Raw genomic sequence first — 10,119 nt, 5'->3', positions numbered from 1 at the left:
GGCCGGCTCGGGGGCCTTGGTCCGGGCGATCATCGAGCGCACGGACGAGGTGGCGGCGCGCTGCTGCTGGAGCTCGGCGGCGAGCTTCGCGTCGACGAGGAGCGAGCGGCCCGCGGTCTCCTCCTGCCAGAGGAGGTGGCGGCGCACGTCCTGGAGCACATCGGCCAGCTCCTGCGCGGAATCAGGCGTGTCGTCGTTCACGGTGGTGATCGGTATCGAAGGGGCCGTCCCGGTGCAAGGAAGCAGCCGGGGAAGTTGCCTGTACGCTTAGCCCAGGGTCGGGGCTTGCGCCACCTTCCGGGCGGACGCGCTCTGGTCGAATCAGGACACACCCCGGGCGAAGCGCTCTTGCCGCCGGGTGGAGACGGTGAAGATGCCGGCCTTTCCGTTCCACAGGAGCAGCCCGCACATGATCAAGGTGGCCATCGTCGTCGGAAGCACGCGGCCCGGACGCAAGGCGGACAAGGTCGCGGCCTGGGTCCACGACATCGCGAAGAAGCGCGGCGACGCCGCGTACGACATCGTCGACATCCAGGACTTCAACCTGCCCCTCCTGGACGAACCGACCCCGCCGTCCATGCGCAAGTACACCCAGGAACACACGAAGCGGTGGAGCGCGACGGTGGAGGGCTACGACGCGTACGTGTTCGTCACGCCCGAGTACAACCACGGCACGTCCGGCGCGCTGAAGAACGCGCTCGATTTCGTCTATGCCGAGTGGAACAACAAGGCCGCCGGCTTCGTGGGCTACGGCAGCGCGGGCGGCGTGCGCGCGGTGGAGCAGCTGCGCCTGGTCGCCGCGGAGCTGCAGATGGCCACGGTGCGGGCGCAGGTGCAGCTGTTCCTCTCCACGGACTTCGAGCACTACACCGTCTTCAAGCCGGACCCGGCCAAGGAGAAGCAGGTGAACACGCTCCTGGATCAGGTCGTGTCCTGGGGCACGGCGCTGCGCACGGTGCGCGTGAAGCCGTAGTGGCTCAGGTGTCCTGGCGGGCCCGCTCGGTCGCGGCCCGCCGCAGCGCCTCGGCGGTCTCCGGGTCCGCCGGGAAGAACGACTCGATGGCCAGCTCCGCGAGCGTGATGTCCACGGGCGTGCCGAACACCGTGGTGGTGCTGAACAGGGACAGGCGCCCCAGCGACGTGCGGATGCGCAGCGGCACCACCACACCCGCGAAGTCGCGTGAGTTCGCATCCGGTACGGCCTCCGGCACCGGGTAGCCGCGCAGCTCCTCCAGCAGCGCCGCGAGCGTGGCATCCGCGGAGACGTCCACCTGCCGCGTCAGACGGTGGAGGACGTGGTCGCGCCACTGGCGCAGGTTGTCGATGCGCGGTGCGAGCCCGTCCGGGTGCAGGCTCAGGCGCAGGACGTTGATGGGAGGCTGGAGCATCTCCGGCGCCACGTCCGCCAGCAGGACGCCCACGGCGCGGTTCGCGGTGACGAGCGTCCAGTGCCGGTCCACCGCGAGCGCGGGATACGGCTCATGACCCGCGAGCACCAGCTCCACGGCCTCGCGCGTGGCGTTGAGGGCGGGGTCGTTCAGGGGGCGCTCGGCGAAGACGGGCGCGAAGCCCGCGGCGACGAGCAGGCTGTTGCGGTCTCGCAGGGGCACGTCCAGTTCCTCCGCCAGGTGCAGCAGCATGTCGCGGCTGGGTTGGGAGCGGCCGGTCTCCAGGAAGCTCACGTGACGGGTGGAGACCTCCGCGCGCAACGCGAGGTCCATCTGGCTCAGCCCGCGCCGCTGACGCCAGCCGCGCAGCAACTCTCCCACGGGGCGGCTCTGCTGAAGGCTCGTCATGGACGGGAAGATAGGGGGCACACGTCATCGCATCCATTCCCTCGGAGGTAATCGACACCGCGCGGGCCGGCTCGCATCTTGTGCACCGTCGACGGACGGCCATCACGGCCGCCGCCGCGTCCACCCTTCGCAAGGATTCGTGTGCCATGAACGTCAAGAACGTGTCGGGAACCTTTCTGCGCCGCGCGCTGCTGCTGGACGGAGTCGCCAGTGGAGCCATGGGCGTGTTGATGGCGGCGGCCGCGGGCCCCATGGGTCCGCTGCTGGGCCTGGAGCCGGCGCTCCTGCGAGCGGCGGGGCTGGGGCTCATTCCGTTCGCGCTGCTGCTCGGCTACCTGGCGTCGAGGGCCCACCTGTCCGCGTGGCCGGTGTGGTTCGTGGTCGCGGTGAACGCGCTGTGGGTGGTGGACAGCGTGCTCCTGATGACGCACGGGCCAACGGCGCCCACGGGGCTGGGAATGGCGTTCGTCACGGCGCAGGCGCTGGCGGTCGCGCTGTTCGCGGCGCTGGAGTACGCGGGCCTGCGGCGCGGTGCGACGGCGGCCATGGCATGAGTGTCCGGTCCGCGCGGCCCGGGTGAGACACCGTGCCGCGCGGAGGGACGGGCGTTGTTATCGTGACGGGACATGCTCTCCGTCCCGCGCCCGTGGCTCGTCATCGCAGCGCTGTCCTCCGGGGTCTTCGGCTGCGCCACGGTGGGTGGCGCGAAGGGAAAGGACCTGGTGACGCTGCGCTTCGCGTGGCCGGAGCAGTCCACCATCCGGGTGATGCACACGGTGGACGTCCGGTCGGACTGGAGCGGCCGGATGACGGCGCAGCGCCGGTACGCGATGCGGCTGGGGCCCGGGGATGAGCAGGGCCGCCGGCGGTTGATCATCCAGGACGTGGAAGTGATTGAGGCGCCCTTCCCTGCCTTCGTGGAGCCCCTGGCCACGTCCATCATCGATGCGCAGGGAGAGTTCCAGGGAATTGATCCGCTGGAGGAAGGCCCCGGCCAGGACCTGCTGGACGCGCTGCCGGTGAGTCCCGGGAAGAAGGCGCAGATGGCGAAGGCGCTCACCAACGGGCTGGAGCGAGAGGCGCGCAACCGCTGGGACGAGTGGGTCGGAAGCTGGCACGGAGCGAGCTTCACGCCCGGGATGACGCAGGTCGTGCCCATGACGATGTCCGTGGGCACGGGCCGCAAGAAGACCGAGGAGGTCCCCGCGGAGGAACGCGTCCGGCTGGACGTGGGAGTGCCCTGCTCCGACGCGGTGCCGGAACCCAGGTGCGTGAAGCTGAAGCTCGTCCGGGAACCTGTCGGACAGACGGACGAGACCAAGGGAAGGTACGCGCACGTGGAACTGGAGTTGGTGACGGATCCGGCGACGCTGCTGCCGTATTCGTCACGCATCATCCGGATGGACCGCGTGGACTGGAACGGTGGGAAAGGCGAGCCGGACTTCCACGAAGCTGTGAACATGGAGCAGCACACGTTCATCCATGGCGTGGAAGGACCGCCGGGACAGGTCGCGACGAACGCGGGCATGCCGCGCTATCACGCGTCGCCATGAAAGCCAGTCTACCGATTCGATGTGCCGCTCTTGTCGCCATCGTCCCTGGGCTTGTCGGGTGTGGCTCGGCCACCATCGGTACGGTAGGCCAACCTGCCATGGGGAAGTGGGTGGCGCCGGTCGTTAGAACACCCGACGGCGGACAACTCCAGACGACCATCTACTACGGACCCTGGCAGTGCAGCGCGGCGTTCCTGTCCCGCTGCGAGTCCAAGTGCGCGGCGCAGGGCCATGCGCTCATGGGCTGCATGTGGCTGGCCGATATCAAAGGCGACTGGAAGGGACGTTACCTGTTCATGCCCGCGGAGGCGGGCGGGCGTCTGGCCATCACCCACTGCTGCTGTGACTACCCGAAAGTCAGCAACACGCAACGCCTTCGAGACCAATGGTCCAGCGCCAGGGACAGGTTTCGCGACGAGTGGGCCTCCGAGTTCGGCGCGTGGCCCACGACGAGCGCGGGAAAGAAGTTCCCCGGGCACCACATCTTCGACTTGGGCCACGGAGGCCCTCCAGTGGCTCCGGGCAACGTCCTCCCCGTCCCGGCCGACATCCACCAGACGTTCAACGACGAGTACCCCGCCTGCTACGCGCCCGGCGGGAAGTGGCTGACGCCCGGCCCCGAGCGTCCGTACGTGGACTGAGGAAGCGCTCATGCTCATGGACAACCTGTTGGCCGAGTTTTTCCGGCACCACCATCCGAATCCGCCTGCGAGCGCCCAGCAGATTGCCGCCTTCGAGGCACGCATGGGTTGGCAGTTGGATGCGGAGATACGTGCCTTCTACCTGCGCTCCAACGGAGGGGGGCTCTTCGCGCCGATGCCGAATCCGAAGTACGGCATCCTTTCGCTGGACGAGATCCAGCGAGCTCGCGTCGCCATCCGAGGCCGCGACCAGGAGAGCGCGGGTCCTGCCTCCCACTTCACGCTGGTGGACATGCAAGACACCGACTTCGTCATCGTGGACGTGGCAAGACGCGAGAACGACCGGTACCCGCTGCTTGACGCCTTCCATGAGACGTACCCGGACGAGACGCCACTCATCGCGTCGAGCTTTGGGGAGTTCCTGGAAAAAGCCCTTCGAAGTGGGGGCCGACCTTTCTGGTTGAGCGGCGGCGAGCCATGAAAAACATGGCCCGCCCTGTCTCCCGACGCGGGCTGCAGCGCACCGGTGGCGAGGGACAACGTGCTGCCAGTACCTGGCGACGTGCACGGCGTCTTCAACAAGGAATACCCTGCCTGCTATGCACCAGGAGGCAAGTGGTTGACGCCCGGGCCTGAGCGGCCCTTCGTGGATTGAGGAGCGCTCATGGCCATGGACTCACTGCTGGCGGAAGTTTCCCGCCTCCACTTCCCGCGTCCGCCCGCGACACCCACGCAGATCGCCGCTTTCGAGGCGCGCGTCGGCTGGAACCTGGACGCGGATTTGCGCGCCTTCTACCTGCGCTGCGACGGATGCACGCTCTTCGAGACGTTACCGGACGCCAAGTATCGGGTCCTCCCGCTGGACGAGATTCAGCGCGCACGGCGTGCCATCAGAGGCTCGGATGAGGAGGAGGACGGAGAGGCGTCGCACTACACGCTCGTGGACATGCAGGACACCAACTTCGTTCTCCTGGACGTGGCCGCTGCGAAGAACGGTCGCTACCCGCTGCTGGATGCGTTTCACGAGACGTATCCAGATGAGGCTCCGCGAATCGCCTCGTCCTTCGCGGAGTTCCTGGAGAAGGCGCTTCGCAGCGGCAATCGTTCATTCTGGCTGAGCAGCGGACCGCTGGAGGAATAGGTGTGGGACGTCAGCCCATGCCCACTTCGGCGAAGTAGTCCAGGAACGCCCGGATGCGCGCCGGGAGGTGCTTCGTGGGTTCCAGGAACACCGCGTGGAAGACGACCGTGTCTCCCGGGTTGCGCTCCTCCAGCACCGCGCTGAGCCGCCCGGTCTTCAGGTCATCGCGCACCTGGAACGCCGCGATTCTTGCGAGCCCCGCGCCTGTGAGTGCCAGGTGCCGCAGGGCTTCACCGTCACTGGCGAACAGGGTGCCGGAGACGGGCACGTTCACGGTGGCTCCGCGTTCCACCAGGGGCCAGTGCTCCAGCGCGGGCGTGTGGCTGGCGCCCATGCGCGTATGCCGTTCCAGGTCCGCGGCGGACTTCGGCGTGCCCACACGCTTCAGGTAGGCCGGTGAGCCCACGATGACCTTGCGCGTCTCTCCCAGCCTGCGCGCGACGAGGTTGGAGGACTTGAGCGGCCCCGCGCGGATGGCCACGTCCGCGCGATCCTCCAGCAAGTCCACCACGTGGTCCGTGAGCCCGATGTCCAAACGGATGCCCGGATAGCGGGCCTGGAACGCCGGCACCTGTGGCAGGAGGACGTGCGTGCCGTAGGGCACGTTCGTGTTCACGCGCACCCGGCCCGAGGGCGCGTCGTGCGACGTGACGCCGCGCTCCGCGGCCTCCAGTTCCGCGAGCACCTGCACGCTGCGCTCGTAGAAGACACAACCCTCGGAGGTGAGCTGGAGGCCCCGGGTGTTGCGGTGGATGAGCCTCGCGCCCAGGCGGGCTTCCAGCCGTGCGACGAGCTTGCTGACCGCCGATGGTGTCATCCGGAGCGTGCGCGCCGCCGCGGAGAATCCCTCCTGCTCGACGACCCGGACGAAGACCTCCATCTCCCCGGAGCGATTGATTTCAAGACGCGCCATTGAATTGAACTCACAAGCCTTGTGCCTGGGGCAGCTCTACTGCGTGACGTGCCCCACGAATACTAGACCCGTGCGGCCCGGAAACGGATCCACGTGGGGCCGCATGGAGAACCCCATGTCTTCCCCCAAGAACGTGGCCCTGGTCGTCGGGGCCCAAGGAATCGCTGGCCTCAACTTCATTGAGCTCCTGGAATCACTCGGTGGCTGGGAGGTCATCGGCCTGTCGAGGCGCGGCGGTGAATTACGCGAAGGCGTGCGCTTCATCCCCGTGGACCTGCTCGACGCGGCCGACAGCCGCGAGAAGCTGAGCGGCCTGACGCAGGTGACGCACATCTTCTACGCCGCCTACCAGGACCGGCCGACGCCCGCGGAGCTGGTGGCGCCCAACGTCGCCATGCTCGTCAACGTGGTGGACGCGGTGGAGCCCGTCGCCAGGAACCTCCAGCACATCAACCTGATGCAGGGCTACAAGGTCTACGGCGCGCACCTGGGGCCGTTCAAGACGCCCGCTCGGGAGACGGACGCGCACCACATGCCTCCCGAGTTCAACGTGGAGCAGCAGGGCTTCCTGGAGCAGCGGCAGCAGGGCAAGGCGTGGACGTGGTCCGCGCTCCGCCCGTCCGTCGTGGTGGGCTACGCGATGGGCACACCGATGAATGCGGGGCTGGCCATCTCGGTGTACGCGTCCATGTCGAAGGAGCTGGGCCTCCCGCTGCGCTTCCCCGGGCCGCCGTCCGCGTACGACATCCTCATGGATGTCACGGACGCGAGGCTCCTGGCGCGCGCCATGCTGTGGGCCGCGACGAGCCCGAAGGCCGCCAACCAGGCCTTCAATATCAACAACGGCGACCAGTTCCGCTGGAGCGAGCTGTGGCCACGCATCGCTCGCATGTTCGACCTGGAGGTGGCCCCTCCCCTGCCCATGTCATTGGTCGACGTGATGGCGGACAAGGCTCCGCTCTGGGACAGGATGGTCGCGAAGCACGGGCTCGCGCCCACTCCGTACACGGGCATCAACCCGTGGCGTCATGCCCAAGCCGTCTTCTCGACGAACTTCGACTTCCTCGCGGACCCGTCCAAGGCGCGCCGCCACGGGTTCCAGGAGCACATCGAAACGGAGGCGAGTTTCCGCGAGGTCTTCGCGGACTACCGCCGGCGCAAGGTCATTCCCTGAGCGCTTCGACGACGAGCGAGCGGAAGTAGCGCGCACCCGGGTCCGCATCCGTCCGGGTGTGCCAGATGAGGCTCTTGGTCATGCGTGGTGAGGGAAACGGCATCTCCACCGTGCGCAGAGGCAGCATGTCGCAGAAGGCCTTGGCGACGCGGCGGGGCACTCCCGCCACCAGGTCGGAGCGGGCCGCCGCCATCGCCGCCGCGAAGAAGTGCGGGACGGCGAGCCCCACCTCCCGCGTGAGCCCGTGCTCCTTCAGGATGCGCGCGTGCTGCTGGGCGCCGATGCCCGGGCGTCCCTCCGCGAGGTGCAGGTCGATGTGCTTCGTCGTGTTGTAGAGCGCCTTCGTCAGCGTCTTGCCCCGGATGCGCGGATGGTCGCGGCGCACGAGCAGCACTGCGTCATCCGTGTACAGCGGTTCCGCGTGGCAGCCCGGTCCCGTGGCCTCCGGTGGCCCCAGTGCCACGTCCACCGCGCCCGTGGTGAGCCCGTCCCGTTCCACGAGGTAATCGATGCTCACGACGCGCAGGAGCGCGGCAGGAAGACGCTTCGCGAACAGCGCCGCGAGCTTCGGCACGTCCGAGACTCCGTGGTGGTCCGCGCCCGCCACCGTGAAGGTCCGCGTGCACGTCTCCGGCTTGAAGCCCTGCCCTCCCTCCAGCGCCAACTGGAGCTGACTCACGGCGGACGCGATGAACGGCCGCAGTTCCTCGCACCGGGGCGTTGGCACCAGCCCCCTTCTGCTTCGCACCACCAGCGGATCTCCCAGCACATCCCGCAGCCGGGCCAGCGCATTGCTCACCGCCGACTGCGTGACGTGGAGCTCCCGCGCCGCACCGGTCGCGCTGCCGGACTCCAGCACCGCGTGCAGCACGAGGAACAGGTTGAGGTCGATGGCGGAGAGATTCACACCCGTGATTCTAACCATCATGGACCATCACTGGTGGAGATGACCCCAGCGGCCTTACTCATGGCCCATGTTCCCAACCACCGAAGCCGCCGCCATCCGCGAGCGCATGCACCGACTCTACGAATGCTGGAACCAGGGCGACGCCCAGGCCTACGCCGCATGCTTCACGGAGGACGTGGACTACGTCGCCTTCGACGGCAGCCACATCCAGGGACGCCAGGCCAACGCGGAGGCCCACCAAGCCCTCTTCGACGGGGTCCTCCGGGGCTCCCAGCTCGACGGTGAAGTGAAGTCCGTGCGCTTCCTCGCCCCGGACGTGGCGCTCATCCACACCGAAGGCGTCATCAAGCTGCGCTGGCAGCGCAAGGCCCCCAAGGGCCGCCGCTCCATCCAGACCATGGTCGCCGTGAAGCGTGACGGCGTCTGGTTCTTCACTGCCTTCCAGAACACCCGCATCCAGCCGCCCAACTTCTTCGCCCGCTGGATGCTGCGCCTGATGACGCCGAAGCGCTCAGCCGCGCGGTGACACGAGCAGCAGCGACAGGATCTCCGCCGCCACCGCGCGCTTGCTCCCCTGCAACACGCGATCAGGCCCGCCGCGCGAAATCACCGTCACCCGGTTCGTGTCCGTCCCGAAGCCCGCGCCCTCCGCGGTGACGTCGTTGGCCACGATGGCGTCCAGCCCCTTGCGCTCCAGCTTCTCGCGCGCGTGCTCCACCACCCGCTCCGTCTCCGCCGCGAAGCCCACCAGCATCGGACGCTTCGCCTTCCCCGCCACCTTGCGCGACGCCTCCAGAAGCACGTCCGGCGTGCGCACCAGCTTCAAGTTCTCCGGGCCCTCGCCCTTCTTCACCTTCTGAGGCGCGCGCTTCTCCGGCCTCCAGTCGCTCACCGCCGCCGTGGCGATGAACGCGTCCGCGGACTCCACGCGCGACAGCACCTCGCGCGCCATGTCCTCCGCGCTCACCACGTCCACCACCTCCAGGCCCGTGCGGTCCACCGCGCCCACCGGGCCCAGCACCACCGTCACCTTCGCGCCCAACGCACGCGCCTCGTGCGCCAGCGCCAGGCCCATCTTCCCCGTGGACGGATTGGAGATGAACCGCACCGGATCCAGGTACTCGCGCGTGGGGCCCGCCGTCACCAGCACCGTCTTGCCCGTCAGCGGGCCTCCTCCCAACCGCGCCGCCACCGCGGACACGATGGCGCCCACGTCCGCGAGCCGCCCCGACCCCACGTCGCCGCACGCCAGCATCCCCGAGCCCGGCCCCACCGTGCTGAAGCGCGCTTCCTTCAGCAGCGACTCCACGTTCTCCTGCGTCCGGGCGTTCTCCCACATCGCCACGTTCATCGCGGGCGCCAGCACCACCGGCCCCTTGAAGGCCAGCAGCGACGTCGTCACCGCGTCACCGCCGAAGCCCGCGCGGATCTTCGCGAGGAGGTCCGCCGTCGCGGGTGCCACCACGTAGAGCTCGCCCCAGCGCGCCAGGTCCAGGTGGCCGAAGTTCCCCTCCTGCGCCGGGTCGAAGTAGTCCGTGAGCGGCGGGTGCCCCACGAGCGCCTGGAAGGTCAGCGGGGTGACGAACTGGCGCGCGGCCTCTGTCATGGCCACTCGCACCTCAGCGCCGGCGCGGCCCAACTCACGCACCAGCTCGCAGGCCTTGTACGCCGCGATGCCGCCACCCACGCCGACGATGATCCGGCGACCCTTCAGAGCCGATGCGTCCATGCGGCTTCATTACGCGCCAGTCCGCCCGGCCGCAACACGACTACCGAAGGGACACCTCGCCCTGGGTGGGAACGTCCACCACGCGCACCACCGGTCCCGCCCCCGGCATCTCCGCGTGGAAGTACCCCCACACCAGCGTGTAGCGCCCCGGCCGCAGCCCGTTCACCACCACCCGCTCCGACATGGGCTGGTACACCAGCTGCGCGAAGGGCGACCGCAGCAACTCCGAGGGCGGATTGCCCACGGCCCCCACCTCCCCCGGCAC

The 10,119-nt window shown here is 68.7% G+C and carries 13 protein-coding genes and 1 pseudogene; 8 read left to right on the top strand and 6 right to left on the bottom strand.

Annotation, left to right across the window (positions count from 1 at the left end):
* Positions 1-201: pseudogene (locus tag D7X96_RS37545) on the bottom strand (uracil-DNA glycosylase); the annotation flags it as partial.
* Positions 202-409: 208 nt separating this feature from the next.
* On the opposite strand from D7X96_RS37545, the gene D7X96_RS37540 reads away from it, so the two are divergent.
* On the top strand, positions 410-973 hold the full coding sequence (locus D7X96_RS37540) for an NADPH-dependent FMN reductase (RefSeq protein ID WP_121771888.1): 564 nt from the start codon (positions 410-412) through the stop codon (positions 971-973).
* A gap of 4 nt (positions 974-977) precedes the next feature.
* Here the strand turns inward: D7X96_RS37540 and D7X96_RS37535 are convergent, their stop codons facing one another.
* Complete coding sequence (locus D7X96_RS37535; protein ID WP_279637425.1) at positions 978-1,817, bottom strand: helix-turn-helix domain-containing protein; 840 nt, start codon at positions 1,815-1,817, stop codon at positions 978-980.
* Between the two features lie 125 nt (positions 1,818-1,942).
* Here D7X96_RS37535 and D7X96_RS37530 point away from each other — a divergent pair, with 125 nt between their 5' ends.
* The 5 genes from D7X96_RS37530 (at position 1,943) to D7X96_RS37510 (ending at position 5,131) form a co-directional block, all read left to right on the top strand.
* A complete protein-coding gene (locus D7X96_RS37530) occupies positions 1,943-2,350 on the top strand; it encodes a hypothetical protein (protein WP_121771887.1) in 408 nt (135 codons plus the stop codon).
* A 72-nt stretch (positions 2,351-2,422) separates the two neighbouring features.
* Positions 2,423-3,349 (top strand): hypothetical protein, encoded by a 927-nt coding sequence (locus D7X96_RS37525; RefSeq protein ID WP_121771886.1) that lies wholly within the window; start codon positions 2,423-2,425, stop codon positions 3,347-3,349.
* Positions 3,350-3,447: 98 nt separating this feature from the next.
* Positions 3,448-3,990, top strand: a complete 543-nt coding sequence (locus D7X96_RS37520) for a hypothetical protein (RefSeq protein WP_244219861.1) — start codon at positions 3,448-3,450, stop codon at positions 3,988-3,990.
* Between the two features lie 10 nt (positions 3,991-4,000).
* Positions 4,001-4,471 carry an SMI1/KNR4 family protein gene (locus tag D7X96_RS37515; protein WP_120552711.1) on the top strand — a complete coding sequence of 157 codons (471 nt, stop codon included), beginning with the start codon at positions 4,001-4,003 and terminating at the stop codon, positions 4,469-4,471.
* Positions 4,472-4,654: 183 nt separating this feature from the next.
* Positions 4,655-5,131: an SMI1/KNR4 family protein gene (locus D7X96_RS37510; protein ID WP_120552710.1), complete on the top strand. Its 477-nt coding sequence runs from the start codon at positions 4,655-4,657 to the stop codon at positions 5,129-5,131.
* 10 nt (positions 5,132-5,141) lie between these two features.
* Here the strand turns inward: D7X96_RS37510 and D7X96_RS37505 are convergent, their stop codons facing one another.
* Complete coding sequence (locus tag D7X96_RS37505) at positions 5,142-6,044, bottom strand: LysR family transcriptional regulator (RefSeq protein ID WP_120552709.1); 903 nt, start codon at positions 6,042-6,044, stop codon at positions 5,142-5,144.
* 115 nt (positions 6,045-6,159) lie between these two features.
* Here D7X96_RS37505 and D7X96_RS37500 point away from each other — a divergent pair, with 115 nt between their 5' ends.
* The gene (locus tag D7X96_RS37500) at positions 6,160-7,218 is read left to right on the top strand and encodes an SDR family oxidoreductase (RefSeq protein WP_121771889.1); all 1,059 of its coding nucleotides are present in this window, start codon (positions 6,160-6,162) and stop codon (positions 7,216-7,218) included.
* On the opposite strand, the gene D7X96_RS37495 is transcribed toward D7X96_RS37500, so the two are convergent.
* The gene (locus D7X96_RS37495) at positions 7,208-8,146 is read right to left on the bottom strand and encodes a LysR family transcriptional regulator (protein ID WP_121771885.1); all 939 of its coding nucleotides are present in this window, start codon (positions 8,144-8,146) and stop codon (positions 7,208-7,210) included. The genes D7X96_RS37500 and D7X96_RS37495 overlap by 11 nt on opposite strands.
* 46 nt (positions 8,147-8,192) lie before the next feature.
* Between D7X96_RS37495 and D7X96_RS37490 the strand changes: the two genes are divergently transcribed.
* On the top strand, positions 8,193-8,651 hold the full coding sequence (locus tag D7X96_RS37490; protein ID WP_121771884.1) for an SgcJ/EcaC family oxidoreductase: 459 nt from the start codon (positions 8,193-8,195) through the stop codon (positions 8,649-8,651).
* Here D7X96_RS37490 and coaBC read toward each other — a convergent pair.
* Both coaBC and D7X96_RS37480 read right to left on the bottom strand, forming a co-directional pair.
* Positions 8,637-9,854, bottom strand: a complete 1,218-nt coding sequence (coaBC, locus tag D7X96_RS37485; RefSeq protein WP_121771883.1) for a bifunctional phosphopantothenoylcysteine decarboxylase/phosphopantothenate--cysteine ligase CoaBC — start codon at positions 9,852-9,854, stop codon at positions 8,637-8,639. The two genes, D7X96_RS37490 and coaBC, sit on opposite strands and share 15 nt — an antisense overlap.
* A 40-nt stretch (positions 9,855-9,894) precedes the next feature.
* Positions 9,895-10,119: hypothetical protein (locus D7X96_RS37480; protein ID WP_147468504.1), on the bottom strand; the 225-nt coding region annotated here is incomplete at its 5' end.

Origin of the sequence: Corallococcus interemptor, assembly GCF_003668875.1 — a bacterium.
In the GTDB taxonomy this organism is placed as follows: domain Bacteria; phylum Myxococcota; class Myxococcia; order Myxococcales; family Myxococcaceae; genus Corallococcus; species Corallococcus interemptor.
This window is presented reverse-complemented; position numbering and strand designations above follow the sequence as displayed.